This is a genomic window from Thalassotalea sp. PLHSN55, assembly GCF_052030545.1.
Classification (GTDB): domain Bacteria; phylum Pseudomonadota; class Gammaproteobacteria; order Enterobacterales; family Alteromonadaceae; genus CANMXU01.
In genome coordinates this window covers 66,289-82,648 of sequence record NZ_JBPDIH010000004.1, presented here as the reverse complement: position 1 = coordinate 82,648, position 16,360 = coordinate 66,289, and the positions used below count along the sequence as shown (strand labels likewise).

The window sequence follows — 16,360 nt, the reverse complement described above, 5'->3', positions numbered from 1 at the left end:
GGCGTTTAAAAAGTAAAGCAAATAAATTGGCGGCTATTTTAACTGAAAATGACCAAACAAAGAAATGATTCTATACACACTCGAACAGTTAAATGCCCAGAAATATCGACAGACCAGTGACATTATTCGCTATTGCTATATAATGGCGGCAATTTTTTATCCTATTAAACAACATTGTTTTATTAGGGTGTGTTCAAGTTAGAATTTCAAGGCAAATATTCATGCGAAGTATTTATTGTGGTGAGGTAAACGAAGCTCACATTGGTCAAGAAGTTACACTTTGTGGTTGGGTAAACCGTCGTCGTGACTTAGGTGCGGTAATTTTTCTCGATTTACGTGACCGCGAAGGCATAGTGCAAGTAGTTTACGATCCAGATTTACCCGAAGTGTTAGAAAAAGCCAATACCTTGCGTAATGAATTTTGTGTGCAAATTAAAGGTAAAGTTCGCGCACGTCCAGAAGGGCAAGTGAACAAAGACATGAAAACCGGTGGTATTGAAGTATTAGGTTTAGAGCTTAATATTTTAAATAAAGCAGCACCTTTGCCACTGGATTCAAACCAAAAGAACTCTGAAGAGCAACGTTTAAAATATCGTTATTTAGATTTACGTCGCCCTGAAATGACTGAACGTATGCGTTTTCGCGCCAAAGTAACCTCTGCTGTGCGTGAGTCAATGGAGTCACAAGGCTTTTTAGACATTGAAACGCCAATTCTTACTGCGGCAACGCCAGAAGGTGCGCGTGACTATTTAGTACCAAGCCGTACGCATAAAGGTCAATTTTTTGCTTTGCCACAATCACCACAATTATTTAAGCAATTGTTGATGATGTCGGGCATGGAACGTTATTACCAAATCGTAAAATGTTTCCGTGACGAAGACTTACGTGCTGATCGCCAACCAGAATTCACGCAAATTGATATTGAAACATCTTTCATGAGCGCTGAAGAAGTGATGGGCGTGACTGAGAAAATGATCCGTGAATTATTCATCAAAATGCTTGATGTTGATTTAGGTGAATTCCCGCGTATGCCATACAGCGAAGCGATGACACGTTTTGGTTCAGACAAGCCTGACCTGCGTAACCCATTAGAAATTACTGACGTTGCTGATATTTTAAAAGACGTAGAATTTAAAGTATTCTCAGGCCCAGCGAATGACGAAAAAGGCCGTGTTGCGGTGATTAACGTACCACAAGGCGCAGCGAAATTTTCACGTAAAGGCATTGACGAATTAACCAAATTTGTTGGCATTTATGGCGCCAAAGGCATGCCATGGATGAAGGTTAACGATCGCGCTGCTGGCCTTGAAGGTTTGCAATCGCCAATCTTAAAATTCTTAAGCGAAGATGCGGTTAATACCTTATTAGATCGCGTTAACGCACAATCGGGCGACATTATTTTCTTCGGCTCTGACAACTACAACGTAGTAACCGAATCATTGGGCGCACTTCGTTTAAAACTGGGTGAAGACTTAGATTTATTACAAGGTGAGTGGAAACCACTTTGGGTTGTAGACTTCCCAATGTTTGAAGAAATCGACGGCCACATGCACGCGCTTCATCACCCATTTACCGCACCAACCAACCTAACAGCAGCAGAGTTAGAAGCAAACCCAGTTGGCGCATTATCTGATGCATACGACATGGTCTTAAACGGCTGTGAATTAGGCGGTGGTTCGGTACGTATTCATAACCAAGACATGCAAGCGGCAGTATTTAGAATTTTAGGTATTAGCGACGAAGAAGCACAAGAGAAATTTGGTTTCTTACTTGAAGCTCTAGAATACGGCGCGCCACCACATGCAGGTCTTGCTTTTGGTCTTGACCGTTTAGTGATGTTAATGACCGGCGCTAGTTCAATTCGCGACGTAATGGCGTTCCCGAAAACAACGACTGCGGCATGTCCGTTAACGAATGCACCAGGTCATGCAAACCCTGATCAATTAGTTGAACTGGGTATTGCTAAAATCGTTAAAGAAGAAAATAAAGAAGCTGACAGCGAAAGCTAATTCCTTTTATCGCCTAAATAAGCAGAACAATTTAAAAGGTAAAGCCAGTAAAAGTATTTTTTACTGGCTTTTTTGTTGCATTTTATCTGTACCTGCTTTGTCGAAAAATACTCAAAAATTTACAAACACCAAACAAAACTATGCGTTAATTAACGCGTTTCCCTCTTGACATTTTCCGCGCTAATTTAACGGTTTTTAGCCGAAAAATCCGGTATTGCTTGCTTATTGCACCACCTCAACAAACCTTGATCTAGATCAATAACTCATTTGTCGTATTCTCGTCTAATACACCGCATCTAGTGTTGCGTATTTTTAAAACTACTATATTTAGTGTTTTTGTTTTATTAAGTAATCTTTAGTAACACTGTCGTTATAATGATAAATAAGGAATTCTTAGTGAAACCGGTAGTGATTAAACGCGATGGCTGTCGCGTAGCCTTCGACATTGCACGCATCCAACAAGCAATCATCAGCGCAGCAGAAACGGTTGCGGTAATAGACAACAACTATGCGTTAGATGTTGCCGAAACTGTGTTCTCTCAGTTCAAGGATGTTGAGCAAGTTGAGATCGGTCAAATTCAAGATATGGTTGAAGATATTTTGATGTCAGGGCCACACCGCGAAATCGCTCGAGCGTATATTGAATATCGCCATGATCGTGACATTGCCCGTGAACAAAGTAGCCAACTGAACAATGATATTCGCGGCCTCATTGATCAAAGCGATGCCAGCATTTTGAATGAAAATGCCAATAAAGACAGCAAAGTCATACCTACTCAGCGCGATTTACTTGCCGGTATTGTTGCTAAACATTATGCCAATAAGCACATTTTGCCGCGTGATATTGTTAGCGCGCATCAGCGTGGTGAAATTCATTACCACGATCTTGATTACGCGCCATTTTTCCCAATGTTTAACTGCATGTTAATTGATCTTGATGGCATGTTAACGCGCGGCTTTAAAATGGGAAATGCGGAAATTGATACGCCAAAATCCATTTCTACCGCGACTGCGGTCACAGCGCAAATTATTGCCCAAGTTGCCAGCCATATTTACGGCGGCACGACCATTAACCGCATCGATGAAGTACTTGCCCCGTATGTGAGCGCAAGTTATGAAAAACATTTAACTATTGCCCAAGAATGGGATATTCCAAACGCGGAAGTATTTGCTCGTGCGCGCACGGAAAAAGAGTGTTACGACGCGTTTCAATCACTTGAATACGAAGTAAATACCTTGCATACCGCTAATGGTCAAACGCCTTTTGTTACCTTTGGTTTTGGTTTAGGTGAAACGTGGCAGTCACGTTTAATTCAGCAATCGATTCTTGAAAACCGCATTGCCGGTTTAGGCAAGAATAAGAAAACCGCGATTTTCCCGAAATTAGTGTTTGCCATTAAAGATGGCCTAAATCATAAAGCCCAAGATCCGAACTACGACATTAAACGCTTGGCATTAAAATGTGCGTCAAAACGCATGTATCCAGATATTTTAAACTATGAACAAGTGGTGAAAGTGACCGGTTCGTTTAAAACGCCGATGGGTTGTCGTAGCTTTTTATCAACCTATGAAGAAAAGGGTCAAGAAATTCATGAAGGGCGCAACAATATTGGTGTTGTTAGCTTAAACCTACCGCGTATTGCAATAGAAGCAAAAGGCGATGAATCGGCATTTTTCAGCTTACTTGATGAACGTTTACAATTAGCACGCCGCGCGCTTGATACTCGTATTGCTCGCTTAGAAGGGGTTAAAGCTCGTGTTGCGCCAGTACTGTATATGGAAGGTGCTTGTGGCGTGCGCTTAAAAGCCGACGATAATGTTGCGCAAATATTTAAAAACGGCCGCGCTTCAATTTCACTGGGCTACATTGGTTTGCATGAAACCATTAACGCGCTTTATGGTGATGAAACTCATATGTTTGATAGCGAAAGCTTGCGCGTAAAAGGGCTTGAAATTATACAATATTTGCGTAATGCAACCGACAGTTGGAAAGCGGAAACCGGCTATGGTTTTAGCTTATACAGCACGCCAAGTGAAAACTTATGCAGTCGTTTTTGTAAGCTTGACGCCACTGAATTTGGCGTAATGAATGGCGTTACCGACAAAGGTTACTACACCAATAGTTTTCACCTTGATGTTGAAAAACAAGTTAACCCGTATGACAAAATTGACTTTGAAATGGCTTACCCAAATGTGGCTAATGGCGGTTTTATTTGTTACGGCGAGTACCCGAATATTCAACATAATGTTGAAGCGCTCGAAAACGTTTGGGATTACAGCTATAGCCGCGTGCCATACTACGGTACCAATACGCCGATTGATGAATGTTATGAATGTAACTTTACCGGCGAGTTTGACTGTACCAGCAAAGGTTTTGTTTGCCCAAGCTGTGGCAATCATAATGCTGAAAAAGTGTCGGTTACCCGCCGCGTATGTGGTTATTTAGGTAGCCCAGATGCTCGCCCGTTTAACCACGGTAAGCAAGAAGAAGTAAAACGTCGCGTTAAGCACATGTAATTGGGCAGAGCTTTAAAAAGGCTCACTGTTTTACAAGTTAAGCAGTCATCGTTTTACATGGCTGCTTTTTTATTTTATTGGTGAATACGGTAAAAAAGACGCTATGCACTTTCATAAATACTATCCGGTCGATGTGGTTAACGGGCCCGGCACGCGCTGTACCTTGTTTGTTTCAGGGTGTGAGCACGCATGCCGTGGTTGTTATAATCAATCAACGTGGCGATTAGACTCTGGCAGCCTTTTTACTGAAATCCAAGAAGATCAAATTATCGCTGATTTAAATGATACTCGCATTAAACGCCGAGGTTTGTCGTTATCTGGCGGAGACCCTCTGCACCCAAGCAATACGGCAGACGTGTTAAAGTTAGTTAAGCGGGTAAAAACAGAATGCGTGGGCAAAGATATTTGGCTGTGGTCAGGCTATACGCTTGCTAAGTTGAGTGCTGATCAGCAAGCCATTGTTGATTTAGTTGATGTATTTGTTGATGGCAAATTTGAAGAGAAACTAAAAGACGCCAAACTTATTTGGCGCGGTAGTAGTAACCAAGTTATTCATCAACTTACCGAGTAATGTTTATCGCAACTGTTTTGATAACTGGTTAATTAAATAATCAACCTCATTATCGGTTGTATAAAAATGCGGTGACAAGCGCATGCCTTGTTCGCGATGATCAAAACCAATATTTACCTCTTTTAAGCGCTCTATCATGGATTGATGTTTATCTTTAAAATGCAAAATCAACGTGCCGCTCGAGTGAGATAACTTTTCAGGTGAAACAATAAATTCATCATTCACAGCTGCCCTTATTCGCTTTTGATGAGCACGATTAATACCATTTATTGCCTCAACCCCTAATAGATTAATTTGCTCAATGGCAAAGGCGGCAATTGCAAAAGGCGCGACACTGGGCGTTCCACCCCAAAACCTTAAGGCACTTTGGTGATATTGAAAGTGATCACCATCAAACTCAAATGGGTTTTGATGCGAAAACCAACCAACATCAACTGGCTGGCATTGAGCAAGCTGTTGCTGATCTACCCACAAAAAGCCTGCACCAGAGCCACCGCACAACCATTTAACCGACGAACCGATAATAAAATCAGCTTGCCATGTTTTAACATCTATCGGCTGTACGCCAATGCTTTGTGCAACATCAACAATCGACGTAACTTTTTGATGTTTGCAAAGGGTGGTGATTTTATCGACGGGAAGTTTTAAGCCATTATTCGATTGCACATGGCTAATAAAAGCAAGTGCCACATCATCTTGAATATACCTTTGCCAGGTTTCAATATTAACCAAATCCGCTGCCAAAGGAATGCTTTTCAGCTGGTAACCGAGTGATTGTGCTTGTTGCAATACAAATGCCATTGAAGGAAAGTCAGCTTGGCTATATAAAATGACTGACTTTGTAGCATTAGGTTTAGGTAGCGAAAATAACACCTTAGTTAACGCACTCGATAAATTAGTTTGTGGGCATAACTGATCTAGGTTGCTATTTAATAGCTTGGTTAATTGCTGACGAAAATTGTCGATAACCGCTAACCATTTTGGCCAAGGCTCAAGGTTATTTTGCCATGTGTCAAAAAAGGTATGGTCAAAATTTTCTTTTGCGCCTTTAAAGGGCAAACCTACTGAATGGCTTAAAAAATAATGACGGTGCTGCTTAACGCTCAGGTGCTCAAAGGTTTTCATCGTAATACCTAATTAACCCTCTTAGTTTTTCAATATCTTGAAATCTGCTTGGAATATCCTCACGTTTGGCTGCGGTTCGTAAATCTTTTAACTTTTCTAATGAAGCAAGTAGTACAGGCAAAGGTGGACCACTGGCGGTAATATTTTTTAACGCAGCGGGTGATTCATTAACCGACATTTGTTTTATGAATCGTTCCACTAATTGCTGATGATGTTGCGTGGCCGCTCTGCCATGTAGTTGGCAAACTTCCAAAAAGAGTTGTGCATTGTGCTGAAACCAGTCGCTATCGACTTGTTTTTTATTGGTCGATAATAATGCATCAAGCAAGCTTTGTTTGCGCATACAATCGCGCAATATGGCTTGCTCTTCGGGCATCATAAATAAAAATTTGTCGACCAATATTTGTGAGTAGTAAGGATCTTGCCCTTGGCACAAACCTAACAGCAAATCGATAGCATTAATGCCGGAAAAGTCCCCCGCGTTTGCACCTCGATAGACATTTTGGCCGACGCGATAGGGTTTGTAATAAGGACGCACGCAATAGAAAAAGCGTTGTGGGTTTAAACACTTAAATAACATGTCGTTATGTTGTATAACTTCATTAAGAGCTTGCTTGGCGATGGTGAGCATTTCAGCAGCAAGTGGGTGAGAAATCCCCAAAGGTAACAACTTAATTAATGCGTCGGCACAGCGTTTATAGCCTAAAATACCACGGGTATTGTAGTCAATAAAAAGTAATTCATCGTCTAAACTGGTAAAGCTTTTAAACTCGCCATTCACCGCTAAATTGTGTGTGGTTAAATGGCTAGTGGAAAAGCGTGGCGTAACTCCAAGTGATGCGCCAATTTGCATTGCCAACGCAGAGGCTTCAATTAATGGCGACTTTTTTTCGCGCGAAGGTTCGGTTATTTCATGACGTCGACAAGCGGCCATGTAAATACCAACATTACCTAATAAATCATAACCTGAGTCAAAACCGTTGTCGGTATTTCCTTCCTTTAAGACGTCGCTGATGAGTGCTTGACCGGTATCGGTTAATTTTTTGGTTAATGGTTTGGTCAGTTGAGGTTGTAAATTTACATCACTGCGGTCATCTTGATCAAAGTAGATATTGTCTAGGCGAGTATTTAATTCTTTAAATTCACCACGGATCCATTGATCGAGCTTTTTAACGGTCGCTGTTTGGTTGTTATGCATGCAAGCTCCTGAGCTACGCTGCGGTTGCCATAGTTAATTGTTATGACCGCGCTCAGCGATATTGTTGACAAATATTGTTATTGTTATAAAGGTCTAGTGCTTTTCATTTTGCACGGATATTGCTCATTTTTGCAAAAGCCAGAATAAAATACAGAGCAATAGACTTTATTAATAAAACATCGACTTAGCGTTAAAAGCAACTTTTGCTGATGTGGGGCGGGGCAATAAAAGTTGTAGTTGTGCACAGAAAACTTTCCGCCAATTTTTACAAATGGGCTTTGACACAAGAACGTTAAATATCGTGAAGTCACAAAGCTGATACGGTAAACTTTGCCCATCGTTATTTTATATAAAGTTTGCATGAATATTATTTTAGGTATTGATCCCGGCTCTCGGTTAACTGGCTATGGTGTAATTCAACAACAAGGGCGGAAATTTACGTATTTGGGCAGTGGCTGTATAAAAGCGGTGGCAGCCGGCGACAATTTAGGTGATCGTTTGCAAACCATTTTTGCTGGCGTGTCTGAATTAATTATTCAATTCAAACCGACCATGTTTGCCATTGAACAAGTGTTTATGGCGAAAAACCCTGACTCAGCGCTAAAACTTGGTCAAGCGCGTGGCGCCGCTATTGTTGCCGCAACACAATCGGGTTTAAGCATTGCTGAATATTCAGCTCGGCAAATAAAACAATCGGTGGTTGGCACCGGCGCCGCTGATAAAACCCAAGTGCAACACATGGTCACATCGATTCTAAAGCTACCCGGTACGCCACAAGCAGATGCTGCCGATGCGCTTGCAGTCGCGCTCTGTCATGGTCATAGCCACGAATATCTTGAGAAACTTTCAGGCCAAGCCAGTAAAATTGTTCGTAGCCGACTGCGCTAATGACACCAATTGGCAAGCAAAATGTGGCAAATAAGCGGCTCAAACCTTTACTGTATAAATATCTAGTGGTATGGTGTCAGCCAAATAATAAGTCTGTTTAGGTTTTTGCTGTGATCGGTCGTTTACGTGGAATTTTAATCGAAAAAATTGCTCCTGAAATATTAATAGAATGCCATGGCATTGGCTATGAAGTAACTATGCCAATGACCAGTATTTATTCATTGCCTGATATTAACCAAGAAGCCACTATTTATACCCATTTTGTCGTACGTGAAGACGCGCAATTGTTATACGGTTTTGCTAATAAAGTGGAACGTAAGCTGTTTCGCTTGTTAATTAAAGTGAACGGTGTTGGACCAAAACTGGCGCTCGCAATTTTATCAGGCATGTCTGCCGATCAGTTTGTCAGTTGTGTGGTACATGACGATTTAACCACCATAGTGAAAATTCCAGGGGTGGGTAAAAAAACCGCTGAACGTTTGCTTATTGAAATGCGCGACCGATTAAAAGACTGGCAAGGCGATATTCATACCCCTGCAACCGATGCCGCGCCGCTTATGCCGCATTCAGAGACTAGCTTTGCTAACGATCATAAAGGTGATGCAATTAATGCCTTGGTGTCGCTAGGTTATACCACGGCACAAGCCGATAAAGCGGTTAAATTAATATATCAACAAGGCATGACGAGCGAAGATTTAATTCGTGATGCGTTAAAGTCAATGATATAAACTGTAGCTAGAAGCTAGAAGCTAAAAAAAACAAACACAAAATAGGTTCAGAAATGATAGAAGCCGATCGCTTGATACAGCCCGTTGCAACAGTAGAAGATGAAACTGTTGATCGCGCTATTCGCCCTAAAATGTTACAAGACTACACAGGGCAAGATCATGTCAAAGCGCAAATGGAAATTTTCATTCCTGCCGCTAAAAAACGCGGTGAGCCTTTAGATCACTTACTTATTTTTGGTCCTCCGGGTTTAGGTAAAACGACACTTGCTAATATAGTGGCCAATGAAATGGGCGTAAATATTCGCACCACCTCAGGCCCCGTATTAGAAAAAGCCGGTGACTTAGCCGCCTTGTTAACTAACCTTGAAGAAAACGACGTATTATTTATTGATGAAATACATCGCTTAAGCCCAGTGGTTGAAGAAGTACTTTACCCTGCGATGGAAGATTATCAACTCGATATTATGATCGGTGAAGGGCCAGCTGCTCGGTCAATTAAATTAGACTTACCGCCATTTACCCTAATCGGCGCAACGACACGTGCGGGCGCGTTAACGTCACCACTACGCGACCGCTTTGGCATAGTGCAGCGATTAGAGTTTTATAAAACCAAAGACTTAACCGATATTGTCAAACGTTCTGCCCATTTCCTAAATTTAACTATAAATGAAGAGGGCGCATTTGAAGTGGCCAAACGCTCTCGCGGTACACCGCGCATTGCCAATCGTTTATTAAGACGTGTACGTGATTATGCGGATGTAAAAACTGCGGGCATTGTTGATGCCGCCACTGCAGTTTCAGCATTAACTATGTTAGAAGTTGATAACGAAGGCTTTGACATTATGGACAGAAAGCTACTTAACGCAATTATTGATAATTTCAAAGGTGGCCCGGTAGGTCTTGATAATGTTGCTGCAGCTATTGGTGAAGAACGTGAAACCATAGAAGATGTAATCGAGCCATTTTTAATTCAACAAGGCTTTTTGCAGCGTACACCACGCGGTCGAATCGTAACCGATCGCGCTTTTCAACACTTTGGAAAAGTAAAAATCGACAAGTAAACTCACTTATTTGGTTACTCATTGCAATTTAAATGTGAATTTTTATTTTTTTGGATAAAATTCACATTTATACGATAAGTGATTTTTCTAATAGATTAATCAATGCTATAGCGCTTTATAAACACTCATTTCTCATTTGAAGTCGCAAATATTTTGTTTATTCACTAGTCTGCTTTTGTCATTTTCTTTTCTTATAGGCAAAAAAAAAAGCCCACATAAAAACTTATGTGGGCCAACTTATAATTAAGTCGATATAAGGAAGTCATGATAAAACAAGGGGTAAAACAGCGAATAGAAAATTTACTATTCTAATGAGTTAATCAGTAATATGGGAACTAACTATTACTGGCTAATTCAAAACATGGTGTAATTTTAGGATAGTCATCCGATCTGTTCAAACTAAAAAAAATACCGCTTTCGCATTAGAAAAACTAATGCGAAGAGGTGGCGATTGTAACCAATTCTTACTTTATTACAAATAAAACACAGAACATGGGCGCTTCGGGCTTGTTAGTGATGTGTACAATCTATTATCATTACCGCACTGCGCAACGTTTCTTTAGAATAAAAACTAAATGTCGAATAAAAAAAATCAATTTCCTATCAGAGTTTATTATGAAGACACTGATGCTGGTGGCATTGTTTTTTATGCTAACTATTTAAAGTTCTTTGAACGCGCTAGAACTGAAATGTTACGTGAAATTGGTATAAATCAATCATTCTTTTTAGAACAAAATATAGGTTTTGTGGTCAGAAGGGTGGAAATGGATAATATTGCTTCGGCAAAATTAGATGATTTGCTCAACGTAACTACAACAATTAGCGAGCTAAAACGCGCCAGTTTGCGTTTTACACAGCAAATCACCAACCAAGAAAATACGTTACTTTGCACAGCAACCGTTTTAGTTGCCTGTGTAAATTTAGCACGGGCAAAACCGTGTGCGATTCCCCAAGCAATATTAGGAGCATTTGAAGGTGCACGCTGAAATATCATTCTTTGATTTATTTTTACAGGCAAGTTTATTGGTTAAATCAGTTATGCTGATTTTGTTGGGCTTTTCAATCGCTTGTTGGGCGATGATAATTCAACGCCGTAAAATATTGAAAAATGCTCAAATTCAACTTCAAACATTTGAAGACAAATTCTGGAGTGGTGCTGATTTAAGTAAACTTTATAGTGAAATTTCAGCACGAGAACATATCGACGGCATCGAGAATTTATTTGTTGCTGGCTTCAAAGAATTTGCCCGCTTACGTAAAAGTAATATCGCGACACCACAAGTGATTGTTGACGGTACACACCGAGCAATGCGCGTAGCATTATCTCGTGAAGTTGACGCATTAGAAACCAATTTACCTTTTATGGCGACCGTAGGTTCAATTAGTCCTTACATTGGTTTATTTGGCACTGTGTGGGGGATCATGAATTCATTTATCGCCCTTGGCGCTGTTGAACAAGCAACATTAGCAATGGTAGCGCCGGGTATTGCTGAAGCGCTTGTTGCTACAGCAATGGGCTTATTTGCAGCGATTCCTGCGGTAATGGCCTATAACCGTTTTAGTCATAATGTTGAAAAGTTAGAAAATAGCTATGGTAACTTTATGGAAGAATTTTCAAGTATTTTGCAGCGCCAAGCGGCTGTTGAACATTAAGCTTTGTTGTTTTTGATTATTAGTCGGAAAGCTTAAAAGGGCCTAATTTCATGTATAGACGCGTAAGACGAAAAAAAGTGGCTGAAATCAATGTTGTACCTTACATTGATGTTATGCTAGTTTTGCTGATAATTTTTATGGTAACCGCGCCATTAATCACTCAAGGTGTAAAGGTTGACTTACCTAAAGCCGATGCAGAGCCTCTAGATAAAGACAGTAAACCGCCATTGGTTGCGTCTGTAGATGCTCAGGGAAATTATTATTTAGCCGTTGGTACCAGTAAAAACGAACCTATGTCTGCAGAAGAAGTGGCGACACTAGTTGCAGCGCATTTAAAAGTAGAGCCAGATACACCGGTAGTGGTCAATGGTGACGGCGCTGTGTCGTACGACGCTGTTATTCAGTTAATGGTATTACTACAACAAAACGCCGGTGTACCATCGGTAGGCTTAATGACAGACTCTGTGGAGAAATAATTGGTGGACCAGAAGTATACTACTGCAATCGCTGTAAGTATTGGCCTACATGTGGCGTTAGCCTTGGTGCTGCTGTTTGGTGATTTTACCTCAGCGCCCAAACCAACGCCCACTCCTACCGCTGCGAAAATGGAACCTATTCAAGCAGTTGCTGTTGATAAATCGAAAGTTGATGCACACGTAAAACGCTTGAAGAAAGAACAAGCAGATGCAAAAGCTAAAGAAAGAAAACGCATAAAAGATTTAGAAGATCGCGCTGCTGCAGCGAAGCGAAAAAGAGCACAAGAGCAGCAACGAATAAAAGATTTAGAAAAGCAGCGTAAGAAAAAAGAGCAAGAAAAACGCAAAGCTGACGATGCAGCTAAAGCGGCAAAAGCAAAAGCTGATGCGGCAGAAAAAGCGCGTGTACGTAAAGAAAATGAACAGAAAAAAGCGGAAAAAGCCGCAGCTGATGCGAGAGCTAAACGCTTAAAAGAAGAAGCGGCAGCTAAAAAAGCGGAAGAACTGCGGAAAAAGAAAGAAGCAGAGCGCAAACGTAAAGAACAAGAAGCGAAAGAGCGCGCCATGCAAGAGCAGATGATGGCTGAAGAATTAGCTGCTGAAGCCGCGCAAAGGCAAAAAGCGCGTAGCAAGCAAGTAATGTCTGAAATTGATCGCTATACCGCGTTAATCACGCAAACGATTCAGCGCAATTTAATCACTGATCGCGACACAATGGAAGGTAAGTCTTGTAAATTAACCATAAGTCTTGCACCATCAGGGTTTGTGACTAATGTTGTACCTGGTGTGGGTGATAGATCAGTTTGTAATGCTGCCAAAACAGCAATTTATAAAGCTGGCACTTTGCCTGTGTCGAAAGATAAAGAAGTGTTCAAAGCTATGAGCACCATAAGTTTAACGGTGGTGCCAGAGTTTTAGTCTTACTAATGCTGGCTGATTTTAACTAATAATAATTTTGAAGAAATGATGAAATTTAAAGTACTCCTAATTTGTCTATGTAGCTTGTTTTCACTTCAAGCAATGGCGACCTTAGAAATTGTGATCACTGAAGGTGTTAACGGCGCAAGACCTATTGCGGTTTTACCGTTTAAGTTCCAAGGCAGCAGTGAAGTGCCAGAGCGTTTATCGCAAGTGGTTAGCGATGACTTACTGCGTAGTGGTAAATTTAGTCCGATAAGTGAATTTAAATTTCCACAAAAACCTAATAACGACAGCCAAGTTGATTATGCCGCGTGGGCAAACGAAGGCGTAGAAGCCATTGTTGTGGGTTCAGTGACGGAAGTTGGTGTTGGTCGCTTTAGTGTTCACTATCAATTAATCGATGTTATTCGCGGCCAAATTACCGGTGGTGAAAGCCAAATGTTAAGTAACGGCCAATTGGTTAGTGCAAAAGATCATGTTTTAGAAGATCGCACTATTGAAATTAGTGCAAGTCAATTTCGTCGTTATGGTCATCGCATCAGTGATGTGGTTTACGAAAAGCTTACCGGTAGTCGTGGTGCTTTTTTAACCAAAATCGCTTATGTTATTGTTCGCGATCAACAAAGTTACCCTTATCAACTTGTTATTGCCGACTATGACGGTTATAACGAAGAAGTATTATTAAGCTCTAAAGAACCATTAATGTCGCCGACTTGGAGTCCAGATGGCAGCAAATTGGCCTATGTAACGTTTGAGAATCGTCAAGCGCAGATATTCAGTATTGATATTTATAGCAGCCAACGCACCATGTTAAGCTCGTTTAAAGGCATTAACAGTGCGCCACGCTTTTCGCCAAATGGTAAAGAGCTTGCGTTAGTCTTGTCAAAAGATGGTAATCCTGAACTTTATGTGATGAATTTAGCCAGTAAAAAATTGCGACGTATCACCCGTCATCGTGCGATTGATACTGAACCAAGTTGGACACCTGACGGTAATTCATTGATATTTAGTTCAGAACGGGGTGGAAAACCTCAGCTTTATCGCGTAAATTTAATCGATGGAAAAATCAGACGGTTGACATTTGATGGTGAAATGAACCTTGGTGGTTCGTTAACACCAGACGGACGTCAGCTGATCATGGTTAACCGAACACAAGGTAGATATCATTTAGCGAAACAAGAGTTAGAGTCGGGTATGTTCCAAGTGCTAACTAAAACACGCTTAGATGAATCGCCAAGCATTTCACCAAATGGTGGCATGATTATATACAGTACGTTGCACAATAATAAGCAAGTACTTAGTTTAGTGTCTGTAGATGGGCGTTTTAAAGCGCGTCTACCTGCATTAGACGGCCAAGTAAAAGCACCTGCTTGGTCACCATTTTTATAATAAAGAAAGTATTTATTTTTAACTTTTATGTAGAACCATTAAGGAAACCAAAATGCGCTTAAACAAAACAGTGAAAGCTTTAGCCATTGCTTTACCAATTTTAGCTATTTCAGCTTGTAGCAACACTAACTCAGAAGACGAAGGTACCAGCTCAGTTGAAACTAACGCTCAAATTGAAGCGAAAAAAGTCGCTGAACAAGAAGCAGCCGTTCGTGCCGCTGCAGCTAAAAAAGAAGCTGAATTTAAAGAGCAACAACGTCAAGCTCAAGACGCATTACGTGCTAACAGCATTATTTACTTCGATTTTGACAAATCTACAGTAAGCGGTGAGTTTGCAGCTATTTTAGAAGCGCACGCTACATTTTTAAATGCGAACACTAACGTAAACGTTGTGATCGAAGGCCATGCCGATGAGCGCGGTACGCCAGAGTACAACATTGCCTTAGGTGAGCGTCGTGCTAAAGCTGTTGAAACTTACCTAGAAAACATGGGTGTTTCTTCTTCACAATTAAGCGTAGTTAGCTACGGTGAAGAAAAGCCAATGGTTAAAGACCGTTCTGAAGACGCTTTTGCTAAAAACCGTCGTGCCGTTTTAGTTTACTAATTGGTAGATAAATGAAACTGAATAAAGTTTTATTTGGCTTAGGTTTAGTTGTTAGTGCATCTTCTGTACTAGCAGCTCAACCTGCACCGGTTATTGATGTAAGTTCACCACCACCAGCAACTGTTAACAACAATACGTCAACGGTTACTACAACGACTTCACCACTTCCTAGCCCTACAACCTATTCAGCGCCTAAAGGCAGCGTTGCTGAACAGCTTGTAAGCTTAGAACGCAAATTAGATGCTAGAAATCGTGCACAAGTTAATGTGCAACGTCAGCTTGATGAATTGCAAAATGAAGTGAATGAATTACGCGGTGTTACCGAGCTTCATACCCATCAATTAAGCCAAGTGCTTGATCGCCAGCGTGAATTATATCAAGAGCTTGATCGTCGTGTATCACAAGCCCTGAAACCGACTAATCAAGTGCCAGCGGCAATTGGTGCCACTAATACGCCAGCAAGTAATTCATCCAGTGTTAATTACAGTAGTGATTTAACTGAAAACGAAGCTTATGATCGTGCGGTTAACTTAGTACTTAAAGAGAAAAAGTACGAACAGGCTATCCCTGAATTTCGTGCCTTTAATCAAAAGTATCCTCAATCAAGCTATGCGGCAAATGCGCATTATTGGTTAGGGCAATTACTGTTTAATAAAGGTGAGTTAGCGGAAGCGAAACAAGAGTTCGAAGTGGTTGTTAACCAGTTCACCGACTCAAGTAAGCGCGGTGATGCATTATTGAAACTTGCTATGGTTGAACAAAAGCAAGATAACCGAACTAAAGCAATTAGCTTATACCGTAAACTTATTGCTGAGTACCCAAGTTCAAGTGCAGCGCAATTAGCAAAACCTCGTTTAGACAGTTTAACGCAATAAAGTTGTATATATATCTAGCAAGTTGCTTTCTTTTTACGCAAACGCGCTAGAAAGTTAAAAAAACTTGAATTTGTTGTTGCACTAAAAAAAATTATAAGTATTATATGCGGCGCGTTGAACGAGCAGGGCAACGCAATACAAATGTCGGTCGTTAGCTCAGTTGGTAGAGCAGTTGGCTTTTAACCAATTTGTCGAAGGTTCAAATCCTTCACGACCGACCACTTTCTTTTTTGTTTAAATCTACAAAGCAGAAAGTAAACATTCGAAATATCTATCATCGGTCGTTAGCTCAGTTGGTAGAGCAGTTGGCTTTTAACCAATTTGTCGAAGGTTCAAATCCTTCAC

General features: G+C 40.8%; 15 protein-coding genes and 1 tRNA gene. 14 read left to right on the top strand and 2 right to left on the bottom strand.

The features are described 5' to 3' along the window. Positions 1–221 precede the first annotated feature (221 nt). The 3 genes from aspS to nrdG all read left to right on the top strand — a co-directional run bounded on the left by aspS (position 222) and on the right by nrdG (position 5,097). Entirely contained in the window at positions 222–2,009 is a 1,788-nt protein-coding gene (gene aspS, locus ACRRSQ_RS08975; RefSeq protein ID WP_440875397.1) for an aspartate--tRNA ligase, read from the top strand. Between the two features lie 396 nt (positions 2,010–2,405). Further along, positions 2,406–4,526 (top strand): anaerobic ribonucleoside-triphosphate reductase, encoded by a 2,121-nt coding sequence (nrdD, locus tag ACRRSQ_RS08970; RefSeq protein ID WP_440875396.1) that lies wholly within the window; start codon positions 2,406–2,408, stop codon positions 4,524–4,526. Between the two features lie 103 nt (positions 4,527–4,629). After that, positions 4,630–5,097 (top strand): anaerobic ribonucleoside-triphosphate reductase-activating protein, encoded by a 468-nt coding sequence (nrdG, locus tag ACRRSQ_RS08965; protein WP_440875395.1) that lies wholly within the window; start codon positions 4,630–4,632, stop codon positions 5,095–5,097. Between the two features lie 3 nt (positions 5,098–5,100). Here the strand turns inward: nrdG and ACRRSQ_RS08960 are convergent, their stop codons facing one another. Both ACRRSQ_RS08960 and ACRRSQ_RS08955 read right to left on the bottom strand, forming a co-directional pair. Next, positions 5,101–6,222, bottom strand: coding sequence for an aminotransferase class V-fold PLP-dependent enzyme (locus ACRRSQ_RS08960; RefSeq protein WP_440875394.1), 1,122 nt, complete (start codon positions 6,220–6,222; stop codon positions 5,101–5,103). After that, the gene (locus ACRRSQ_RS08955) at positions 6,209–7,420 is read right to left on the bottom strand and encodes a PrnB family protein (protein WP_440875393.1); all 1,212 of its coding nucleotides are present in this window, start codon (positions 7,418–7,420) and stop codon (positions 6,209–6,211) included. The genes ACRRSQ_RS08960 and ACRRSQ_RS08955 overlap by 14 nt, the downstream gene beginning before the upstream one ends. A gap of 360 nt (positions 7,421–7,780) precedes the next feature. Here ACRRSQ_RS08955 and ruvC point away from each other — a divergent pair, with 360 nt between their 5' ends. The 11 genes from ruvC (at position 7,781) to ACRRSQ_RS08900 (ending at position 16,236) form a co-directional block, all read left to right on the top strand. Continuing rightward, positions 7,781–8,308: a crossover junction endodeoxyribonuclease RuvC gene (gene ruvC, locus ACRRSQ_RS08950; RefSeq protein ID WP_440875392.1), complete on the top strand. Its 528-nt coding sequence runs from the start codon at positions 7,781–7,783 to the stop codon at positions 8,306–8,308. Positions 8,309–8,418: 110 nt separating this feature from the next. Then, the gene (gene ruvA, locus ACRRSQ_RS08945) at positions 8,419–9,036 is read left to right on the top strand and encodes a Holliday junction branch migration protein RuvA (protein WP_440875391.1); all 618 of its coding nucleotides are present in this window, start codon (positions 8,419–8,421) and stop codon (positions 9,034–9,036) included. Positions 9,037–9,089: 53 nt separating this feature from the next. Further along, positions 9,090–10,097: a Holliday junction branch migration DNA helicase RuvB gene (ruvB, locus tag ACRRSQ_RS08940; protein ID WP_440875390.1), complete on the top strand. Its 1,008-nt coding sequence runs from the start codon at positions 9,090–9,092 to the stop codon at positions 10,095–10,097. A gap of 575 nt (positions 10,098–10,672) precedes the next feature. Further along, positions 10,673–11,083 carry a tol-pal system-associated acyl-CoA thioesterase gene (ybgC, locus tag ACRRSQ_RS08935; RefSeq protein ID WP_440875389.1) on the top strand — a complete coding sequence of 137 codons (411 nt, stop codon included), beginning with the start codon at positions 10,673–10,675 and terminating at the stop codon, positions 11,081–11,083. Then, positions 11,073–11,750 (top strand): protein TolQ, encoded by a 678-nt coding sequence (gene tolQ / locus ACRRSQ_RS08930; protein ID WP_440875388.1) that lies wholly within the window; start codon positions 11,073–11,075, stop codon positions 11,748–11,750. The genes ybgC and tolQ overlap by 11 nt, the downstream gene beginning before the upstream one ends. A gap of 50 nt (positions 11,751–11,800) precedes the next feature. After that, positions 11,801–12,226 carry a protein TolR gene (gene tolR / locus ACRRSQ_RS08925; protein ID WP_440875387.1) on the top strand — a complete coding sequence of 142 codons (426 nt, stop codon included), beginning with the start codon at positions 11,801–11,803 and terminating at the stop codon, positions 12,224–12,226. Between the two features lie 3 nt (positions 12,227–12,229). Continuing rightward, positions 12,230–13,144: a cell envelope integrity protein TolA gene (tolA, locus tag ACRRSQ_RS08920; protein ID WP_440875386.1), complete on the top strand. Its 915-nt coding sequence runs from the start codon at positions 12,230–12,232 to the stop codon at positions 13,142–13,144. Between the two features lie 45 nt (positions 13,145–13,189). Beyond that, positions 13,190–14,536 (top strand): Tol-Pal system beta propeller repeat protein TolB, encoded by a 1,347-nt coding sequence (gene tolB, locus ACRRSQ_RS08915; RefSeq protein ID WP_440875385.1) that lies wholly within the window; start codon positions 13,190–13,192, stop codon positions 14,534–14,536. A 52-nt stretch (positions 14,537–14,588) separates the two neighbouring features. Beyond that, entirely contained in the window at positions 14,589–15,140 is a 552-nt protein-coding gene (gene pal, locus ACRRSQ_RS08910) for a peptidoglycan-associated lipoprotein Pal (RefSeq protein ID WP_440875384.1), read from the top strand. Positions 15,141–15,151: 11 nt separating this feature from the next. Then, positions 15,152–16,015, top strand: a complete 864-nt coding sequence (gene ybgF, locus ACRRSQ_RS08905; protein ID WP_440875383.1) for a tol-pal system protein YbgF — start codon at positions 15,152–15,154, stop codon at positions 16,013–16,015. A gap of 145 nt (positions 16,016–16,160) precedes the next feature. After that, positions 16,161–16,236: transfer RNA gene (locus tag ACRRSQ_RS08900), tRNA-Lys, on the top strand. Positions 16,237–16,360: the final 124 nt, after the last annotated feature.